This is a genomic window from Lutispora saccharofermentans (assembly GCF_024363565.1).
GTDB classification, from domain to species: domain Bacteria; phylum Bacillota; class Clostridia; order Lutisporales; family Lutisporaceae; genus Lutispora; species Lutispora saccharofermentans.
Genome location: NZ_JAJEKE010000003.1, coordinates 279303 through 300604, shown reverse-complemented (window position 1 = coordinate 300604; position 21302 = coordinate 279303). Strand labels below are relative to the sequence as shown.

At 42.9% G+C, this 21302-nt stretch carries 11 protein-coding genes; all 11 read right to left on the bottom strand.

Going from position 1 to position 21302, the window contains the following annotated elements:
• Positions 1 to 161: 161 nt before the first annotated feature.
• Positions 162 to 3998, bottom strand: coding sequence for an Ig-like domain-containing protein (locus tag LJD61_RS06250; protein WP_255226663.1), 3837 nt, complete (start codon positions 3996 to 3998; stop codon positions 162 to 164).
• Positions 3999 to 4404: 406 nt separating this feature from the next.
• Positions 4405 to 4878 (bottom strand): four helix bundle protein, encoded by a 474-nt coding sequence (locus LJD61_RS06245; protein WP_255226662.1) that lies wholly within the window; start codon positions 4876 to 4878, stop codon positions 4405 to 4407.
• Positions 4879 to 4918: 40 nt separating this feature from the next.
• Positions 4919 to 5152 (bottom strand): type II toxin-antitoxin system HicB family antitoxin, encoded by a 234-nt coding sequence (locus LJD61_RS06240; RefSeq protein ID WP_255226661.1) that lies wholly within the window; start codon positions 5150 to 5152, stop codon positions 4919 to 4921.
• 15 nt (positions 5153 to 5167) lie between these two features.
• Complete coding sequence (locus LJD61_RS06235; RefSeq protein ID WP_255226660.1) at positions 5168 to 5605, bottom strand: hypothetical protein; 438 nt, start codon at positions 5603 to 5605, stop codon at positions 5168 to 5170.
• Positions 5606 to 5739: 134 nt separating this feature from the next.
• Positions 5740 to 7344: a CTP synthase gene (locus LJD61_RS06230; protein ID WP_255226659.1), complete on the bottom strand. Its 1605-nt coding sequence runs from the start codon at positions 7342 to 7344 to the stop codon at positions 5740 to 5742.
• Positions 7345 to 7717: 373 nt separating this feature from the next.
• Positions 7718 to 9115 carry a S41 family peptidase gene (locus LJD61_RS06225; protein WP_255226658.1) on the bottom strand — a complete coding sequence of 466 codons (1398 nt, stop codon included), beginning with the start codon at positions 9113 to 9115 and terminating at the stop codon, positions 7718 to 7720.
• Between the two features lie 623 nt (positions 9116 to 9738).
• Entirely contained in the window at positions 9739 to 11193 is a 1455-nt protein-coding gene (locus tag LJD61_RS06220) for an S-layer homology domain-containing protein (RefSeq protein ID WP_255226657.1), read from the bottom strand.
• A 190-nt stretch (positions 11194 to 11383) separates the two neighbouring features.
• Positions 11384 to 14362 (bottom strand): S-layer homology domain-containing protein, encoded by a 2979-nt coding sequence (locus tag LJD61_RS06215; RefSeq protein WP_255226656.1) that lies wholly within the window; start codon positions 14360 to 14362, stop codon positions 11384 to 11386.
• A gap of 235 nt (positions 14363 to 14597) precedes the next feature.
• Entirely contained in the window at positions 14598 to 14714 is a 117-nt protein-coding gene (locus LJD61_RS20695; RefSeq protein ID WP_408614932.1) for a GxxExxY protein, read from the bottom strand.
• 31 nt (positions 14715 to 14745) lie between these two features.
• Positions 14746 to 14964, bottom strand: coding sequence for a GxxExxY protein (locus tag LJD61_RS06210; RefSeq protein WP_255226655.1), 219 nt, complete (start codon positions 14962 to 14964; stop codon positions 14746 to 14748).
• A 59-nt stretch (positions 14965 to 15023) separates the two neighbouring features.
• Positions 15024 to 21278: an IPT/TIG domain-containing protein gene (locus LJD61_RS06205; protein ID WP_255226654.1), complete on the bottom strand. Its 6255-nt coding sequence runs from the start codon at positions 21276 to 21278 to the stop codon at positions 15024 to 15026.
• Between the last annotated feature and the right edge of the window lie 24 nt (positions 21279 to 21302).

Below are 21302 nucleotides of genomic sequence, written 5' to 3'. Positions count from 1 at the left end.
TGTTGCCCATGTGGGTTATATTTGACGGATACGCATAAAAAAACTGGATTCCGTTTTTGGCGAAATCCAGTTCAATTGTTTTTATTTTTGTCCTGTCTACTTGATAGGGGGTAGTTCACTAGCGGTTTTTAACCGCTAGTGCGACAGCCCCTTTTTTTAAACTAATTTAGAGCTGGCTCTTCAGCTTCAGGATCATCTAATAATTCTAATAACTGAGTTCTGCTTACTCCATCATAACCTAGTATAGCAGAAACAGCCGCATCCTCAGCTTCTTCTTCAGCATCTATTAATTCAACATTTGTTGGATCAGCTAATAATTCTGCTCTAGCCTCATATGCTGCTAAAACTGCTTCAATTACTTCTTCTAAATCAGCGTCTGTATAAGTATACAGAACTATGCCATCAACATCATGTCTTACGTATGCACTTAATATAACTCTGCCTAATCCACCGTCTACAGCTGCTATTTCGCATGCTGGCTCATCAACAGTTCCAGCAACTGTCTGGCTTATTGAAGCTGTTCCTTCAAGTTGACCACTACCATCTATATTGTAAACTGAAGCATATACCTTATGGTCATCTTTTACCATATCGGAATATGTGAATACATAGTTATCATCAGTTATAGGAGTAGTAGTTTCATTATCATCATAATCAACTGTCAAATCATCTTCAACAATACCATCGAAAGTAAATGAACCCGATATACCGTCAATTGTCAATGTATATGTTTCATCACTTCTTAATGGTTCAGATGTTGTAATTGTTACTGTAGCTGAAGTAGTTGCTGGAGCTGCAATAGGAGCTACACCTGCTTCAATATCTACTTCATCTTCATTTTCTAAAGTTACATCAGCACTTGTCAAACTTCCAAGAGCCTTAAATAACTTAGCTTTTATCTCCATTCCATTTACAAACTCAACACCTATAATATAATTATCTATAGGTCTTATGTCTGATCCAGTGAATGAATATTCTTCGTCTACATTATCAGCACTGTTGTTCGCAACATCATATGCACTCTTAGTTACTCTTAATGTATAAGTGTATTTGGATTCAAGTGTAGCAGTATTCAAGGTTAATGTAACAACATTATCATCAATAGATGACTTCATTGAAGTTGGTGAAATAGTTACCTCTTTATCCTTGTCATTGTAGTATTCAATTTCATATGAGCCTGCTTTTTCAATATCTTCATTGAAAGTAACTTCTATAGTTTTTCTATCAATTGCTTCTACGTTTTCAATATATGGTGCTTCTTGATCGTCTAGGTCAACAACAATGATAGTTTTCTTTCCGTCATCTTCCCAGTTTGCAATCTTAGTACCATGATAATTCTTAAATGCATCACCTATGCTATCTTCATATTCCTTACCATATTCAAGTATCCTTGTAGAAGTTAAATATCCTATTGTTTCATCATCAGCATCTACACCTGAAGTTAAGCCATCAAATGCACCAACTTTTTGAACTTTCTCGCTAAATGTTAACTCAAACTTCTTTGCAGATACCTGAGTTACAGAAAGAAGTTCAGGAGCTTCAACGTCAGCAGTTGTTGCATAGAAAGTTATTGCATCACTATCAAGAGCAGCTTTGTATGCATTACCGGCTTTATCTTTTGCATCAAGTGAAGTTATAACATACTCTTTTTCATCGGTAAAAGTAACTCCGCTAAATTCTACTATTGTATCGCTTTCATATCCAATTTTAGCGTTTAATGTCTTTGCAGTAGTACCCGTTATAGCATTGCCATCGGAGTCAAATCCTTTAAATTCCTTTATTACTAATGTTGCAGATGTTGGATTTGATATAGTTTCATCAAATTCTATTCTAACAACATTCTTATTTAATGCTTCTACATATTCAATTGTTGGAGCATCTATATCATTCTCTGAAGTATATCCAACAAATTTAACATCAACGGCTTTTACATTATTGCCTGCTATATCTTGTACATTATTTAATGTAACTTTGTATGTCTTTCCTGCAACCATTTCTGCTAGTGTAAGTGTAACTTTGTTCTTGTCAGCTTCATATTTAACGGCTGAAGGATTACCTATGTCATTGTTTACTGTATAATTTCCTAAAGCTTTAGCTGTATCTGCATTCAGATATTTTGAGAATTTTATCTCTACTTTTGTTGACGATATAGCCTTTACGCTTGTTACGCTTGCTACTGCAAGGTTATCAGCACTTACTCTTTTTGCACCCGGAGTAGCCTTCTTCATTACATTGCCATATTCGTCTTCAACACCCTCAACAGTCAGCTTATATGACTTGTTTAATGAAATCTCTGAAACAGTCAGCAGAACTGATTTGAAATCAGCTTTTGTTCCTGGAAGCTGTTCAACTTTTTCAACTGCTACATCTTCATTGAATGTATAATTGTTTGGATCAAAAGCAGTAGCTTGATCTAATCTACTAGCTTCATCAAATGTAACTACAACGTTATTTCTTGATACATACTCATAGGATTTAAACTTAGGGAGTGTCTTATCCTGGTTCTTACCTGTAAAGCTAAGCTTTGAAGCTTTTGTCATCTTGTTTGCCAATACAGAATCGTCAACCAAGTTGTTTGCTGATACTTCATATCTTATAGCTTTTTGAGGAGCTGTTGTTACTTCTGCGATAGTATAGTCATCATCATCAGTTGTAATATCTTCAACTTTCAAAACTTCAAGTTCAGTTGAACCTGATTTAACTGTATAGTTTGCAACATCCTCTACTGATTCCTTAGTCACATATTCATTAAATTCAATTTTGAATCTTGTATATGTGTCTGCTACTATTTTTGACATCTTAGGCGCAACTGTATCGCTAACAGCTACAAAAGGTTTTGAACCTGATTTTAATACTCCGCCGTCTACTGATTCAATGTTAGTAACTTTTACAGTATAGGATTTTCTTGCTGTCAATCCAGTTACATTCAAAGTAACAACTTTCATAGCTGAATCAAATTCTGCTGATTCAACAGTAGCACCAGCTATTGAATAGTTAGCAACGTCGAGTGCTGAAGCGTCTAATACTTTATCAAATGTTAAATCTACTAATCCAGTATCTGCACCCTTAGCTGTCTTAAGCTCAGGAGCACCTGAAACTTTTGCTATACCTGTAAAATTAACTTTAACTTCTCCAACAACTAAAGTATATAGCTTACCACTTGTTTGAGCATCTGTCTCCAAAAGAACTGAGTCTTTGCCGTATACTGCCGCTGATTTAACTTCAAGTCCTTCTACAGCATATAATTCGACATTCTCAACTGCTGAATTTACATCTCCATCAAAAGTAACCTTAACTGTCGTATTTCCCATTGCTTTTGCAGATTCAACTGCAACTGCAGGAGCATCAGGCATAAGTTCAGCTGCTACAGCTTTAGCTTTGTCAACTTTTCCGCTTTCAACTAATACGTTGATAAGAGCTTTGCCTTCTTTTACATTAGTCTTAAGAGCTGCTACTGTAGCTTTTGCAAGTTCATCAACTGTGAACTTTTCAGCTTTAGCAGGCTTTAAGCCTATGCTTTCAGCAAATGTAAGAACTTCTTCCCAAGCAAAGTCTCCAGCTACTTCAGCTGTAGTCTGCTTGTATCCTAATGTTTCAAGCAATACTTTGTAGTAAGATTGCTCATTGATGTTGCCATTAGGATTGAATTCGCCCTTTTCGTTTCCGCCAAAGCCTAATCCAGGATTAGCCTTTAGGTATGCAAGAATGTTCTTGCCTTCTTCCCATTTAACTGCATCTACATCTGCAAAATTAGCATCGGCTTTGAATGCTAATGCATCGTTGTAGAGTCCTTTAAGTTTTAAAAGTGATATAGCGGCTGTGAATCTAGTCATTTCTTTGGCTGTGTATTCAGCAGTCACGCCATTGCCGTCGCCTTCAAGCATGCCAACTGTGGCAAGGGCCTTAGCTTCAGCACTAACTTCTGGTTCAGCAAATGCTACTGTGATGGTTGAAAACATCATAGCAAATGCTAAAACAAGTGCTAACACTTTTTTCATTTTTTCTCCTCCTTGTGATTATAATTTCTCGGGAGTGTATTGTAGCATGAACCCCCGTATGTATTTCAACCCCGGATGGGGAGGGCTACCTTATTTTAGAGCTCAGGGTTCAGAACTCAGGACTCAGGAGTTTAGGTATTACTTTTGGGTCTTTGTATTAGAGTTCAGAACTCAGAACTCAGGAACTTGGGTATTCCTATAGAGTTATATTTTAGGGTCTTGCTCTGAGGTCTTAGGTTTATTTCCCATGGTAGAATAGGAAATATGGAGCAACACTGTGCTCTCCTTCACATTATAGCAACTTCCACATATGGAGTCAATTAGTGGTAAGTAAGTGTAACATTAATGTAATAATTAGAGCTCAGGGTTCAGAACTCAGGAGCCAGGTAGTATTCCTTTTGGGTCATCATTCCAGCTTAGATTTACTTTTTATTAAACCTACCAACATCTTCATAATCTCTGTGTATTTCTCATAAAACATCCTGTATTGCTGTTCATTTATATATCCAATTTCTTTAGCAATAATCAATTGTGTTAGTAGCTCAGCTATAGAACCCTTAGCAATATTAAGATACCTTACATAGTCTTTACTGCTACTCTTCTCACTGCCTTCTGCTATGTTACTGGCTATGCTTACGGCAGCTCTTCTTATTTGATCCTTAAGGCCGAAGTCTCTGCTCAGCTCGCCATCCATTGTAAGCTTATATATTTCTACAGCTAAATCTTTTGAATTATTCCATACATTTAATTTCATATAATTAGGAGTTTCCAAATTATAACCCCATTTCAGATAATATGGATAAGTTGAGATATTCGACATAGTTGAGGAAATTCCTTGTTGATATGTTGTGAATAGCCTGTGGATATAAAAAACTTCCACAGAGTTTATCTCCGTGGAAGTTTTTTATTGATTTTCTTATTCAGTTCCAGTCTATTTTTGAATGGTCTATTGTTTCACCATTTATGATTTCTATATCAGCTTTAGCTAGCCGTTCTCTTTCAAATGGTGTCAGCTTGGTAAAATCGCTGTCCCATGCAAGTACCATTCCATCTTTATTTTGTACTTCCAAGCATAATTCTATTGCTTCCTTTATGTTTGCCATAAGTTCTGCCATGGATTCTCCCTGAGTGTGGCAGCCTTTTAATTCCGGCACAGATGCTACGGGGTTCTATTTTATTGATTTCAATCTTGCTATTTCAGTCCAATTTTGAGAAGTTACTAATTCAACAGTATTAATATTGTTCCTCATATTCTTAATCTCGCCTTTAATTTCAGCAATTTCATTTATTATATTATCATGTTCAGCCTTGTTTGTGTGTGCCGCATGTTCAAGAGCCGTTAGTATCTGTGTATTCTCCAAAACTTGAGTTTCTACCCTGATTTGGCCCTCTTTTAAGCTGCTTATGTCTACTTTCATAGTTTTTATGTCTGTCTTTATAGTTTTTACCTCGTCTTTTAGTCCGTTTATATCCGTCTTTATGGTTTTTGCCTCGTCTTTTAGCCCGTTTATATCCGTCTTTATGGTTTTTGCCTCGTCTTTTAGCCCGTTTATATCCGTCTTTATGGTTTTTACTTCACTCAGTATTTCGTTAAGTATTTTTTCCATAAAATCACTCCTAACATTCATTGACTTTATTATATCATAAAAATTGAAACCTAGCGGAGAATAAATTCTCCGCTAGGTTATAGACGTATATGATACAAATATTAGATCCTTCGGGCGTAGTCCTCAGGATGACGTTACTTGCATTCCAGAGCTGCTTTTATGAAGTCTCTGAATAGAGGATGAGGCCTGTTTGGCCTGGATTTGAATTCCGGATGGAATTGGCAGCCGAGGAACCATGGGTGGTCCTTGAGCTCTATTATCTCCACCAGTCTCTCATCGGGTGATAGGCCGCTTAATATGAGGCCGCTTCCTACTATTTGCTCCCTGTATTCATTGTTGAATTCGTATCTGTGCCTGTGCCTTTCAAATATGAGTTCATCCTTGTATGCGTCATAGGCTCTGGTGCTCTCGCTGATCTTGCAGGGGTAAAGGCCCAGTCTCATGGTGCCGCCCAGGTCATCTATGTCGGCCTGCTCAGGCATGAGGCTTATGACTCCGTAGGGAGTATCTGGATCCAGCTCGGTGCTGTGAGCTCCTTCGAGCCCTAAAACATTTCTGGCGTATTCTACTACTGCTATCTGCATGCCCAGGCATATGCCGAAATATGGCTTTTTGCTCTCCCTGGCATATCTTGCAGCGAGTATCTTGCCTTCTATGCCTCTTGTGCCGAAGCCGCCGGGCACCAATATGGCATCTGCATCCTTCAGTTCTTTTTCGTAATTATCTGCATTCAAATCGGTAGAGTTCACCCATTTGATATCTACTTCCGTATTATTGGCTATGCCTCCATGGCTCAGAGCTTCCGCTATGGACAGATAGGCATCATGAAGTTCTACGTACTTGCCTACCAAAGCAATTTTCAACTTATGCTTCGGATTGAGTATGGTGCTGACCATGCCTTTCCATTCTTCCAATTCCGGCTCGCCGCATTGCAGGTCAAGCTTTTTTACTACCAACGAGTCTAAACCTTCCTTATATAATAGAAGGGGAACTTCATACAGCGTATCGGCATCGGTGTTTTGCACTACAGATTCGCCGTCTATATTGCAGAAAAGTCCTATCTTGTCTTTCAGCTCTCTGGATATTGGTTTTTCCGTCCTGCAGACTATGATATCCGGCTGGATACCAATGCTTCTGAGTTCCTTGACGCTGTGCTGAGTTGGCTTGGTCTTCAGTTCTCCTGCTTTGCTGAGATATGGGACCAAAGTGACGTGAATGAAGAGTACGTTTTCTCTGCCTACTTCGTATTTTATCTGTCTTATGGCCTCTAAGAAGGGAAGGCTCTCTATATCGCCGACGGTGCCGCCGATTTCGGTGATGACTACATCAGGGCTGCTTTCTTTGCCTACCCTGTATATCCTGGATTTGATTTCGTTGGTTATGTGAGGGATTACCTGTACGGTGCCGCCGAGATAATCGCCTTTTCTTTCCTTATTAATAACGGACCAGTATATCTTGCCCGTCGTTACGCTGCTGTTCTTGGAAAGGTTATTATCTGTAAATCTTTCATAGTGGCCCAGATCCAGGTCCGTCTCTGCTCCGTCATCGGTGACGAATACTTCACCATGCTGGTATGGCGACATGGTGCCCGGGTCTATATTCAGATATGGATCGATTTTTTGCATGCTCACTTTGAGACCGCGGTTTTTAAGCAGTCGTCCCAAGGAAGCAGCGGTTATTCCTTTGCCGAGGGAGGATACGACGCCTCCGGTGACGAAAATATATTTAGGTTCGGACATATTAATTCACTCCGTTCATTAATTTGTTGCGGGTTTCGAGTTACGAGAGCTCAAGTATTTCTTTTGTGTCCTGGCACGTGGTTTAGGGCATGCCGCTGGGGTCTTGGATTACGGGAACCACTGAAAATCACGGAAGGGTTCACTAAATTTCACGGAAGGGTTTTTTTGCATTATTGATTCTTTAGTGGTTTTTGGTGCTTATTCGGTATTTCTTTTTTTAGTATTTCTCCGCAGTATTTGAGTGTGCCTCCCAAGCCCTAGGTTTCTATTTTTTAAACATTTATTCTTTATTATAACTTATATATTTTACATTTATGAAATAGAAAAATCAATATGAAAAACCGACATTTTTCATATTGATTTTGTAAAACTGCTATTTCAGAAGTTTTTGAAGTTCGGCAACGGCTGTTTCAAGTTGAGTGTCTTTGATGTTTTTGCCGGCATTTTGGGTGTAGATTTCAAGGATTTTTTGCTGAGCGGCTTTGGTCAGCGTTTTTACTTCCGGCAGCTTGTTGTCTGCGAGAAGCTTATTTGCTGCAGCCAGGGTAGTTTGGCCCATGACGCCGTCGGCTTTCATTGTGTAGCCTAAGTTGTCGAGGCGCTGCTGGATGCCGTATACGTCGAGTCCTACGGTGCCTACAATGATGTCTCTGTCCATCTTTACTGGTGCCAGGTTTTCTTCTGCAGACAGCTCTGCCACTACATCCGGTTCAATGCCTTTGCCGTTTATATGAATTTTGTCTCTTGTCATGTATTCCGCCACAGTTATTTTCATACCGCCGCCGTTGGTCAGGTACAGTATATCCTGGACTGTGCCTTTTCCATAGGTTTTGGTTCCTACTATGATCCCTGCTTTGGAGTCCTTCACCGCTCCCGTAAGTATTTCCGATGCGGATGCAGAGCCTCCGTTGACCAATACTGCAAGCTTAAAGGGAGGATTCTTGAGGGTTGAGCTGTAGGTTGCATCGTTTTCTTCTCCCTTGGCATCGATGTGGACTATGGGGCCCTCGGGTATTATTTCCTTGCATATATCTATTACTGAGCCCAAAAGTCCTCCGGGATTATTCCTGATATCTATTATGAGGCCTTTCTTGCCTTCTTTTTTATATGCTTCTATGACGTCTTTGAAGTCGTAATATGTGTTTTCACTGAATTCTGTGAGTCTTACGTAGCCTATATTTTTATCCTTTATAGCATCTTCGACTTTTTTGCCAAAGGGTGTTTCTTTCTTTACGGACTCCACCTTTATGAGTTCTCTGGTAAACTCTATATATGTCACTTCTGTCTTGCCGGCTTTTTTGATGCCCAGCTTTACTTTGGTACCCGGATCACCTTTTATGAGAGATACCGCCTTATCAAGAGTGTAATCCGATATATCGGTACCGTCAACGGATACAATGACATCTCCCGTGTCCAGGCCTGCCTTATGGGCTGGGGTGCCTTCTACAGGTGATACTACCGTTATGGCATTGTCTTTTTTCTCTATGGTGACGCCGATACCGCCGAATTCACCGCTGGTAAACGTGTTGAGCTCCCGGAATTCCTCTTCGTTCATATAGTTGCTGTGAGGGTCCAGGGCATTGAACATGCCGTCTATAGCTCCGCGGATGAGGGCTGCATCGTCCACATCCTTGTAGTAGTCGGATTTGATGATGTCCATGAGGGATTCCAAGGTTTCTATCGTATCCGGGTTGGCGCCGGGGGCTGCAAAAGCGGCTCCTGATAGTGTCATGGATATTATTAGGATTAGGGCCAGGATTTTTTGTTTCATTCTATCACTCCTTTGGGGTATTGCTTTGGGGTCAGTCTCTAGCTTCTAGCCTCTGGCCACTAGCTTCTGGCCTCTGGTGTTTGGGTATTCCTTACGGGTCTGGGTCTAGAACTCAGGGTTCAGAGCTCAGAGCTCAGGATTTTAGGGGATTCCTCTAGGGTCGTGGGGGACGGGAACCACTGAAAGACACTGAAGGATTCACTAAATTTCACGGAGGGTGATTTTATTTTTCTTTGCTTACTTATCTTTCATTTGTGTTATAATATAAATGAAGGTAATCAGCACCACATGGTGCGGTTACCAAGATTGGTTAATAATTTTTATAACCACCCTGGTTCCAGCAGGGGGTTATTTTTTTGTCAAAAGTGATAACCACACCCTGCTTTATCCGATTACCTTCACTTGTATAATATCATAGTGAAATATCATCATCAATATAAGATTCTAAGATCCTTCGCTGCGCTCAGGATGACAGAGCTGGGCTCAGGATGACATTTGCGGAAACAGAGCTGGGCTCAGGATGACATTTGCGGAAACAGTTATGAATAGTTTCCTACTGCCCTCTGTGTAATTCCGTGTGATTTCAGTGTTAATCCGTGTTCTACGTTCTTCTTTCCGTTCTTTTAGTTAAAGTTTACCACTCTTTCGCGGTAGTCGGTTTTTATTTCTTTTTGCAGGTAGGTTATAAAGCGGTTTATCAGGTTGGCGGCTTCGCCTCTGGTCAGTTCCTTATTGGGCTGGATCATGTTGTATTCATTGGTGTCGATTATGTTCAGTTCTTCCGCTACATATATGGATTTTCTGGCCCAATCGGGAATTTCGGTTTCATCCGCAAAGGTTCTGCCCAGATTGAAGGTCCTTATGTCCTCAAGTCCCAGAGCCCTTATCAGTATTGTCACTGCTTGGGCTTTGCTGAGGTGCTCTTCGGGGCCGAAGGTATTGTAGCCTGTTCCCTTGATCAGCTCCAGCTCTGTAACCCTTTTTATGTATGGGTAGTAGGGGTGATTGGGGTCTACATCGGAGAATATTATATCCTGCTGGACTTCCTTTTTGGATTTGGGTTTTGTGTTATCCAGATTTTCCTCCAGGCCGCAAGCCTTTACCAGAGCTCTGGAAAATTCCGCCCTGTTCATCGCCGTTCTCGGATTGAAGTATTTGCTGTCTCCTGCCAGCACTCCGAGGCTGAACAGCCTGTTTATATCTCTTTCTGCCCAATATCCTGTAATATCTGTGTAAGATGGTATGGGCAACGGAGTCAGCTTGGGCAGGGTAGTTAGCTTGAAGCTGCCTTCTCCGTTTTTCCTGCTCGTGGTCCTTGAGCTTGTTATAATAGGCATATCATAGCTGTATGCCACTGTATTTTCTTCTTTTTCGCTTATCATATAGCTTTCTTTAAAGCTTATCTGGTTAGGCAGGCTTTGCTGGGATAGTATTTCCTTCTCCCTGATATTTGTCACGCCGTATTCCACGCTGCCGGTGCTTTCCTGCCTGTTGTTTGAGCTGCCGATGGTATTGTAATAGGTTATGACATGCCTTATCAGGGCTGTCTCCACTGTGCTCCATTCGTTGTCATATTTATAGCTTTCTCCGTATATATCAACGGTGATATCATTATTTCCCTCTGTATACTTTTTCACGCCGTTCCATTTTCCGCTTGTATATTTGATGACGCTCTTATCCTGGGTATTGGAGGCTTTGTTCAGTATTTGCTCCTGAAGCACATAGGTTTTATTGCCAATGGTAATCCTTTCCGATACCTTGGCCTTCGGGTCCAATACTATTCCTAAGGCTGTTTGCTTCAGCTCCGGATCCGTCTCCTCGTCAACAAGATATACCACCTTCCTTGTGAGAGTGGCGCCGTTGGGTCCGGTGAGATTATAGTCATAGGTATGCTTTATGACGTTTTTGCTGCCGGATGTAGTGATCTTGAGCCTGCCGGTGAATTCCACGGGCTGGCCTGAGAGGAATATGACTTCCTTGTATTGGCTTTCGTTGCTCACTCCCGGCTCCAGGATGTCCGCATAGGCAACAGTGGATAGCAGTATTAAAATTATTAGGGTTGTGATCAATCGTTTCATAATAGATGCTCCTTTTTGGGTATTGGGTGGACGGGAACCACTGAAGGTCACTGGATCTTACACTGAATTTCACTAAAAGGATTTTATATTTTGTACATGGTTATATATTGCAACTTATATAGTTCATTCCTTTCGTGCTTTTCCGTGAAAATTCCGTGTCTTTTCGTGGTTTCCGTTCCCCGTTCTCCTCTTATTCTACAAATAGGATTATGCCGCTGTTTTGGTCTGTGACGGCGTATATCTTGTCGCCCGGGTACAGTTCGCTCAATGTCACTGCTTGTTCATTCTTTATTATCAAAGCTTTTTGAGTGTTTATCACTGCCTTTGAGCCTGTAGGCTGCCATTGGCTGTAGAATTTGCTGTATTCCTTCACATCGGTGAGCGTAAGCTGGGTATAGCTGCTGTTGCTGCTTACCACTTCTCCTGTAATGAGGTTTTCTTTGAATGTCATTTCTTCTTTTCTATAGTCGGCGTCCTTCTTATAGATATTTATGGCAGTAGCTTCTCCGTCCTCATTTACAATTATATATGCAAGCATATGCTGGCTTCTGCATTTTTCGTAGTGAGGGCCTTTATCGTCCATATAAAGCCTTGGGTCGTGTATTGTATATTTTTTGGGATCGGTGCTGGTTTTGGGTTTTCCATTGCTCCCTAAATCCCAGAATCTGCTTTCTAAGAAAGTATCTCTTGTTATGTAGCTGCGCTTTAGCACATTGTCCAGAATCCTGCCGTCCTTGCTGACATAAAAATAGTTTTCATCACCATAGTGATAGTCCCATTCATTATCCACCAAGTTTGCATAGCTTTCCAGAGAGAAATTGTCTTCGCCCATGTCATGGATATAGCCCCGGACTACATTCCTATAGTCAAAGCCGTTGCCGTTTTCCATGGATACCAGCGCCGCATAGTTGCTGCCTCCGGGAAGCTTATTCTTTACTACAAAGGCTTCGTCATTGTAGGTCAGGTCTGAGGTGTCCAAAAGCCTTCTGTCCTTTATTATTATAGTTCCGTCATCAAAGCTGAGTTTTTGTCCGTCAGCCAGCTTGATGGAGTTGTCCGTCCATTGGGCATCGAAGGTCCCGCTGAAGGTTGAGTCCTCGCTGACGCTTTTTAATGTGATCTTGGCTATGGTTTCTTCTCCGAAGTCCTTTACCGTCACTATATAGGCTTCTACATTTCTTTGCTTGTCAAGATCATCCAGCTTAAGCTTCCTGCCGTCCTTATATATTTCTGCATCCCTTTTTACCGGAAAGGTTTTTTCATCATCCAGTTTGGACCAGCCCGGATATTTGTAGGTCTGTATCTGGGATAATGCCAGCCTGTATTGTCCCGGAAGGGTGTTGAGTATCTTTGCCTTGTATACCTTTTCCACTCTCTGCCTCTTGGTCATGAGCTCGATACTGTCGGCCCTGTCCTTGCTGTTTTCATTGGTCTGTATCTTTACCAGGTCTCCCACCTTCACATTATAGAGCTTGATAGGGTAGCCCAGATATGTGATGGAGGTGATGCTGTCGGTTTTGAAGCTCATGAGATTCTGCCTGTCCTCCGGCCTGGTGACCTTTATCGTATCGCCTTCGACAGCCCTGACCCTCAGGACGGCAAGGTAATCCTTGCTTGCTTCCTCTCCGGGGATGGTAAAGGCTTTTATGGCTTTTATCGTTCTTCCGGATATTTCAAAGGTGGCATCCTGCTCTGGCTGGAGGTTTTCCAGGGTTTCATAGTAGTCATTGATGCTGACTATGACCCTGTCGTCCAGTCCGTAGGTGCGGAGGTTTCCGTCATAGTCCTCCAGCTTCACGAGCCTTCCTGCCCTGTCTATGTATTTGATTATGCCGTCAATATATTCGGTGTCCGCATAATAGTCTGCGTTTTCCTGTATGTCCAGCCTGCTTATGATATTGCCCTTGTACAAGGCTTTGACATCTTGCCCCGGTATGAGGCTTGCAGCCCTGGCAGGCTTGCCGAGAGCTGTTATTATAGTATCTGCTCCGAGCTTGAGCTCTGTGATGCCCTTCTGGCTGTCCTCTATCCTTATGTTTCCATCTTTATCATGATAGCTGAGTGTTCCCTGGAGAAAGCTGTAGTCGCCTAAGGCGGCGTATAGCATCTGCCCGTCCCTTAAGGCATATTCTACAGTGTCCCCTTCTCTCAGCAGGTTATGATCATATACTCTGCCGCCCTTTATAACGGGGAGTGCCTGGTCTGCTTCCATCTTTGCAGTGAAGCCTGTGCCATCAAAGTTTTCCAGGTTGTAGGACAGGCTTTGGGTATCCGATGCGGACTGCATATTATAGCCCATGTTTGCTTTCAGCAGCCTTGCCACACCGGTTTGTATACCTGTCAGATCCGGATAAGCTTCTACTATATTATTGAAAGCTTCTGCTGCCTCACCGCGGCTTACACCGGCTGTAGGAGCATATTTGTCCTTGGCGGCCGATCCGAGGATGCCTTTTTGCAGCAGGGCTTCCGCCGCACTGAGCCTCTCGGGCTTGATGCTGCTGTAGTCGCTGTATTTGTAGACATAGTTTATATCCTTGGAAGGTATCTCCTGGAGCTTAAGGGCTCTGAAAAGCCACATAGCCAGGTTCTGGCGGCTTATTGCCCTTTTCATTGATTTATTCTCAAGCTGAGCCGCTGCAGTCTTTTCATTCTTCAGGGCGTCCCGCTGAGCCAGTGTCATCCATTTTCTCTTTGCTTCGGCCTTCACCTGGGTGTCAATGGCATCAAGCTGGGCCCTGCTCAGTGTCTCCATCTCCCTGAGCTCTGTCGCTGTCATTATGCCTTGCGCCAGGACCTCTTCCATATAGCCTACCGCCCAGGTGTCCGCAGCATAATTGGGCTTTGTGCCTCTTTGGGCCATGGCAGCGGCTTTTTCCAGTGCTGCCTCTTCCATGCCCAAAAGCCTTATGAGATAGGCAGCCGCTTCCTGGTAGCTGATATTGTCATTGGGCCTGTATTTGGCTCCGTTGCTGCCCTGGATTATGTTGAGCATGCGCAGCTTGAGTATATCAGCTGCCCTGGGGCTGCCGGCTATGTCGGTGAAGCCGCCTTGATCTACCAGGGCTCTGCCGTAGGCAGGGACCGGATAGATGGGGCCTTCGGCGAAGATAGTGCCGGTCAGCAGGGATATCGTTATCAGTATGGTGATGTAACGTTTTCGATAGTTCATTGAGATCATTCCTTTCGGGTGTTGCTCCGAGGGTTTTTTTAACCACTAAAAGTCACGAAAGGGATATTAATTTGACATATTGCTTCTTTAGTGGTTTTTGATAGTTACTCGATATTCTTTTAGTATGCCTTCGGAGTGTTGAGTATGCCTCTGGAGGCTTGGGGTGCGGTAACCACTGAAAGTCACTGAATCTTACACTAAATTTCACGAAAAGGAGTTTATATTTTGTACATGGTTAGTTTATTATTCTTTTTATCTGAATTTTACTGGCTCCAAAGTTTATAATAAACCCTAATTTTTTTCTCGTTGTTTTTAAGTAATTCAATAGCTGTGCAAAGTGCTTGTCTTCTATCCCTGAAATTGCTTTTATTTCTAGTATTATTTTATCTTCTACTATTTATATCAGCTATGTAATCGCCTACCATATAATCTTTATAATATACTTCCAATGGTACTTGCTGTTCGCACTTTAGATTCTTGCTTTCCAATTCCTTAATAAGCGCATTCTCATATACTTTTTCTAAGTATCCGCTCCCAAGAAACTTATGAACTTCATATGCTGAATTTACAATAACCTTTGAAATATCTTGATAAAGCAGCATAGCATGTCCTCCGTGAAATTCAGTGGCTGTTTCCGTATCTTTCAGTGGTTTCCGTTCTCTTAGCGGCTAATAATCACATATTCTCCGGGGTTGGTAATTTTTGCATTTATTACGGCTTCACCGGATTTCTTGGTGAAGTTTACCTTTTCCAATTTATTAGACGGTATATTGTAGTAGTATAGTTCCAGGTTTTCTTTATTAGCATATTTTGAGTCTATTACTATAGCGGCTTCCATAGGCTCTGTGAATTGCTTTAAGTTCTGGGTCTTGTCCTTGTTCTCCAGTCTGAAGCCTATGCCTATGAGCTTTATGGGCTTATTTCTGCTGCCTAGGAGCAATGCGATATCATCATATCTTTGACCCTTTGGCGAGTATATTTCCAATACGGCAGCCGCATCTTCCTTATCGCTTATATTCATTATTTCGCCGGTCCTCAAGGCTTTGGTGTCAAATTTTACAGATACATCCTTGTCCCAGATCGCATAATACTTGTCATAGCTTCGGACAAGGTTTACAGGTATCTTTATCATGCGTGAAGCCGAGGCTCCTGCATTCTTGTTTCTTAATTCTATCTGATAGTATTGAGCACCTTCCTTCAGGCTTCTTTCACCGATGTTGTATATGAATTTATCCTTGGTGCTTTCAGTCCAGTCCGTCCTGCCTGCGGGGTTTATATATTCGTCATTGTATTTAGCTTCGGAGCGTATGGTGTCGGGAGTCTTTACGCTGTTGGATTGACCGTATTGAAGAGACACTCCAAAGTCATTGACGGCGTATATCCTGAATCTATACCAGGTCTCCGTCGCAAGGCCTCTCACATAGTATCTCAGCTTTTCTTTATCATATCTTTCCGGCTCAACTGTAATTATATAGCTGTATTCACTGAGTTCCTTGGAAGAGTTCTTCTCTCCGAAGGAAGCAAATATCTGGTACATCTGGGCGGTTCCATCCCATTCCAGCTTTACCGTATCGCCGTCCACCGCTTGTGCCTTGACGCCTGAGGGTTTGCCCGGCAATGGGCGGATTACTTGTATCTTTACTTCCTCCGATACTCCCCCGTCCTTATTTATGACGATTATGGATATATCTCCTTCCGGCATGGCAGGTGTTGTTACATATATGAGTGTTCCGTTTTCCACCTTGCTCACTGTGCCGGCGGTACCTCCTACCACATAAACCTCTTCATCTCTGATATTGGTTCCCGGTATCCCGGACTCGCCTTCTGCTTTGGGTTTTATTTCCCCGCCGAATATGATCTGGGCTCCTTCTTGGAACTCGATGCCCTGCAGTATTATGTTCTGGCCCCCCGTCATATCCAGGACTCTGGGGCTCAGGCTTATTCCCTGCTCATCCAGTATGTCCTGTATTTCGGGAGAGCTTATGATGGTTATGGCATCCTTCTTCTCATCTGCACCATAGTCTGCGTTTTGAACCATTACCGAAGCTTTGCCGGGTATGAGTCCCAGAGGCACCCTCACCCTTATCTTTTCCGTGCCCTGAAGCTCTACTACTTCTGCGGCCACTCCTCCTATGAAGACCTTTATACCGGGCCTGAAGTCCATGCCTATTACGGTTATGATGTTCTGCCCCCTGCTGGAGGTCTTATCCGGTATGACGCTGTCGATCTTAGGGCCGCTGAGGCCTTTCTGGTACATCACAAAATACGGGGCTTTCATCTTATAATAATCACCGGGTTCCCTGGTGCTGGTAACACCGCCGTCACCATTGTCCACGGTTATAGGTTTTTTCGATCCTATCTGGCTTTCATCCCCAGGCGGTATCACTACCAGCAGCTTATCATCGTTAGGGCTTCTGTCCAGTATTTGAAGTTCCTTGTCATCCAGATATACCTTGGCAGTCCTCTTAAAGTTGCTTCCCGTAATGGTCAAAAGCACACCGCCGGTAACGGATACATAGGTATAATATTCTTCATCATCATCGGAAGGATTGTTGTCGTAGTCTATTATCAAGCCGTTCTTTAGAACTTTGTTTATAGGCTCTATAGAGGCTATTACCGGATAATCGTAAGGATTCATGTATTCAAAGGCTATAGCAGCCTTTCCCTTGTCCGGGTTTATCAGCTCCACAGGTATATTGTTCCCGATGGTGTGATGGGTGGGCACCGTCACAAAAACTTGGGTAGAGTCAATGTATCTCACATTTTCCGAGTAGCCTGTATCTATGAGGAGCCTTCCATCCTCTACCTCTACTCTCACAAGGCCTGTACCCTCGAATTTCTCTTTAGAGCTAGTCTCCATAAGCTTCAGAGGTATATATTTTACGGTGTCGTCATAGCCGTTTATGACTGCTTTGTAGATCTTGTCATCCACGACCTTGCTCATGGTGAGCTTGGTATTAGTGCTTGATGCATCGTATTCAAAGCTCATTTTGTTAAGTTCAAATCTTACCGTAGTCCTTTTGTTGTCTATCCTTCCGGAGTTGTCCAGTTCCCTGGCTATATTCCGGTTGGTAAGGCTTCCGAATCTTACTGCCGCCATCTGCTTTACATCATATAAGGATATTCCGGCAGCATCCGTACTTCCATTGTAAATATCCATGTCAGTTCTGGCAAAGCCGGAGCCTAAAAGCTCCGTAGTGTCTCCTCCCTGCATCTTGCCTACTCTGGGGAATATCCTGGTGATCTTGGGGTTTGAAGCTTCATAGGTATAGGTGACCTTATCGGAGGTTCCCGCATCATTGTTCACTACATATACCTCTGCCTTGCCCGCATCTCCCTCCGGAGTGATCACCTTGAGGTAGCCACGGGAAAACTCCACAATCTTGGCCAGATTATCGCCGAAAAATACTTTGGGCAATATGGGGGAATCAAGGTATTTTTCAAACTTTGGATGATTGATCTCTGCATATTGTATCCACTCATCATAGTTTGTCTCACTGTCCCATTTGCCGTTTCCGTTTATATCGGTGAAAGGTTCGTCGTCATCCCTCTTCCCGTCCCTGTTGCTGTCCTCATAGGGCTCAAAGAAACGGAAGTCGGTACCGGTGATTTCCACCACTTCACCGCCGGCAGCAGTACCTTTTGCCGGAACGATCTTTACCAGCTTGGGGTGACTGGTAGGAACCAGATAGGTGAAGCCGCCTTCCCGGCTAACGCTTCCCCCGTCAGGGTTTACCACCACCACCGGTACCGCATACCGGTTGGTCCCCTTTTCTTTAAACAGATCTCCCGGATATTTGGGCACTCTTTTTACAGTTATTGTCTTGCCGTTTGGGCTTACCTGGATATCGGCCGCCGGTACCTGTATACCGTTTATGAACACCTTGGACTTGTCTATGCCTATATCCATAAAGTCATTGCCCTCTATATCTATGGCATAGCCGCCGTCGGTAGTGCCTTCGCTGGGCACAATCTTATCTATTTCCGGCTTGCTCTGAGGGTGAGCGAAATAGTAGAAACCGCTTGTTCCCTTCTTATCATCCCTCTTGGTATCCGGATTCAGCACGGTGAGATCATAATATCCGTCGGCAGGAAGAGCAGGCACTGTAAAGTATATGGTGTTCTTGTCCACTACCTTTACCCTGTTGCCTATTATTTTTCCCTCCGCATCGGTTTTATAGGGAGTCATCATCTTTAGTGAGAGTATGACAGATGCTCCATCGGATATCATTATGCCTTCTTTATCCGAAGATAAGTCATATATAGAGCCGTCTTTTTTATCGGCCTTTATCTGGCTTCCCGAAAGCTTCAGAGTATAAGTATTGTGGACTCCGTCGCTCAAGCTTATCCTGCCTGCCCCATCTATGGTGATGGTATAATAATTGTTGTCCGCGTCCGCAAACATTACGGAATGGTAGTATTCGGCCACCTTTATGGAAGTCAGGCTTCCTGCAGTCGCTATATCTATGACGGGTTCTCCCGATGGGTCCTTATAAGGCTTGAGAACTATCCTCTTATCATTGTCCAGTTCATAATCATTTATATCCACGCCTCCCAAGAGTATCCTGGTGCCTATAAGCTTGTGCTTCAGCTCGGTTTTGTCCGTCGGGTCCGGTGGAATAAAGTTATCGCCCTTTACCACCACAAGAGTGCCCGTATTGCCGGATTTGGGCGCAAAATCAAATATCTTGGGGTTTGTATAGGTCTTTACGTAATTGAAATGCCATGTGGCAGCTCCGCCCTCCGGATTCATGACCATTATCTGGGTGGTGCCTTCTCTCCCCTTTGGTGCGGTGAAGGTTATTTCCTTGCCGTCTTCCGCTCTTTTTATATTTTTTATTTCTTCTCCGTCCAGGAAAAGCCTTACTCCGCTCATGAAGTTATTTCCCGTGGCCTTTACTTCGACGCCGCCCTCTACCGCTACGGTATCCGGGTTTACGCCGCTTATTATGGGGTTTTTGTTGTCCTCTACCAATACGAATTCCACTCCGTCTACCTTGGTGCCCACCAATCCGGGAGCCATTGAGTTTCTTATGGGGTTTGTAACCTTTATGAAGGTTTTGCCTATGTTGCTTATGGGTCCCAAATTAGCAGGAAGGTAAAATAGTATTCTGGTGCCTATTTCATTCCCGGCAGAACCGTCCAGCTCCTCTCCATAGGAGTTTAATACCTTCATTTCCAATATCTCTTTTTGTACCGGATCATTGGGGTCAAGCTTTATATCAGGCCCCAGCTCTATTATGGGATATCTCACTATATCCTTTCCTGTGGAGTCTGCATATTTATGTACCATGAAATTCTTGCCGTATATAGCCATCAGCCTTTTAGAGTCAGTGGTTTTATAATTATCATCATTGGTCTTTATGACCTGTATCTTGTCCGGTGTTATGCTGTCCACCACAGGCTCTACCTTGCTGGGTATATAGGTATATCCCTTGGCCAGCACTGCCCTTTCCGTTATGGTCTGGACAACGCTGTTATCAGACAGCCTGGTTATCGTTGTCTCTGTCTCTATAACCACGTCTTTTACGGGATTGCTATCCGCATCGGTGATCTGGGCAGTCATGATGTTTATGATGTCCAGATCCTTTGTAAAGCTCACATCAGGATCACCTGAGGTTTTTTTCATAAAGGTGGCCTTGTCTCCTATTATTATCCTGATATTCCTGACTGCTTCATACTGGCTTGAGCTGTCATTTTTATATGTGCCGTAAACATAGTTCACAACCAATTCCCTGTCACCGTCAGAGAAGCTGTAGGTCTTATCGTCGCTGGCAGGGACAAATTCCGGTATGTTCAGCGTGCCGGTGAATTGGGAGGATATGGTCGCTTTGGAGCCCGTATCAGGTCCCGTCTTGGGATTGATGCTGATTATCCTCGATTTTATGTTTGCGTTTATTACGGTGAATTTTTCATCCAGGGCCTTCTCCTGTGTTACCTCCAGCATGGGGTCCATGTTCTGGGCCACCGCATTGGTGAGCACCACATAGTATTCTCCCTCTATTATATCCGGCACAGTGACCGTAAGAATATCTTTTCCGTTTATATTCTGCTGAAAAGTCTTATTCTGGCCTTTGTTTTTATTTGTGTAGGGGTCGGTGCCGTTGGTTTCCTTCAGGAAAAATACATCATAGGAGTCCAGCGTACCTGCATCAGCTTCAAAGTATACCCTATCACCCTTCTGGCCTCTGTTGGGGTACATTCGCAGATTAGATACGTTTATGTTTTGATATAGTCTGAACTGATCTTTATATGTATATTTAATGTTTACATTAACATTAACAGAAGGGTTTTTAGCATTGAAATATACATTGGGTATCTGCTCGCTCTTCTCAAATATTATATTTTGAAGTCCTAATGCGCCTGTAGGCTTTTCTATGGTAACTTGCGAAGGATTATTAAACTTAGTATCATCCATAGGCGTATAGGCTCCCTTATGCTCATAGCCTGCCTTGATGTTGGCTTTATCCATTATATTATTAAGCTTTGTGCCCTGGAGTATCAAATCGCCTGCTCCCTGCTCCACCCTGCGGTTTACTCCCGTCAAGGTAGGCATTTCATCTTCGTTCAATAATATTTCCTTTCCCTCTATTCGCAGGGAGTTGCCGAGCTGATTATCATCTATGTCAAACTGGAGCAGACCTTCGGTATTATCGGTCCTTTTGGTAAGCCTTTTATAGCCTTCGCTGGTCACAATACCTACATCCGCATCCTTCAGGTATCCTCCCGTGATCAGCACTCTGCGCTGCACCGCATTTCTGTCTTTGTCATATATTTTAAATATTGTTACGGTATCCACCCAAAATTCCCCCGGGTCAAAGGCGTGGACCCTGAGGATCTCATGGGGCAATAGATTGAATATCATTATAAGAGCCAATATTATAGCTGCTTTTCTTTTCATTTTACTGATGTGCATGCTGTTCACTCCTTAGTTTTAAGT

What these genes read in the sequence shown, in the direction of transcription:
- LJD61_RS06210 (WP_255226655.1), bottom strand. Translation starts at nt 14,964, where the DNA reads ATGCTGCTTTATCAAGATATTTCAAAGGTTATTGTAAATTCAGCATAT.
- LJD61_RS06230 (WP_255226659.1), bottom strand. Translation starts at nt 7,344, where the DNA reads ATGTCCGAACCTAAATATATTTTCGTCACCGGAGGCGTCGTATCCTCC.
- LJD61_RS06250 (WP_255226663.1), bottom strand. Translation starts at nt 3,998, where the DNA reads ATGAAAAAAGTGTTAGCACTTGTTTTAGCATTTGCTATGATGTTTTCA.
- LJD61_RS06235 (WP_255226660.1), bottom strand. Translation starts at nt 5,605, where the DNA reads ATGGAAAAAATACTTAACGAAATACTGAGTGAAGTAAAAACCATAAAG.
- LJD61_RS06205 (WP_255226654.1), bottom strand. Translation starts at nt 21,278, where the DNA reads ATGCACATCAGTAAAATGAAAAGAAAAGCAGCTATAATATTGGCTCTT.
- LJD61_RS06215 (WP_255226656.1), bottom strand. Translation starts at nt 14,362, where the DNA reads ATGAACTATCGAAAACGTTACATCACCATACTGATAACGATATCCCTG.
- LJD61_RS06220 (WP_255226657.1), bottom strand. Translation starts at nt 11,193, where the DNA reads ATGAAACGATTGATCACAACCCTAATAATTTTAATACTGCTATCCACT.
- LJD61_RS06225 (WP_255226658.1), bottom strand. Translation starts at nt 9,115, where the DNA reads ATGAAACAAAAAATCCTGGCCCTAATCCTAATAATATCCATGACACTA.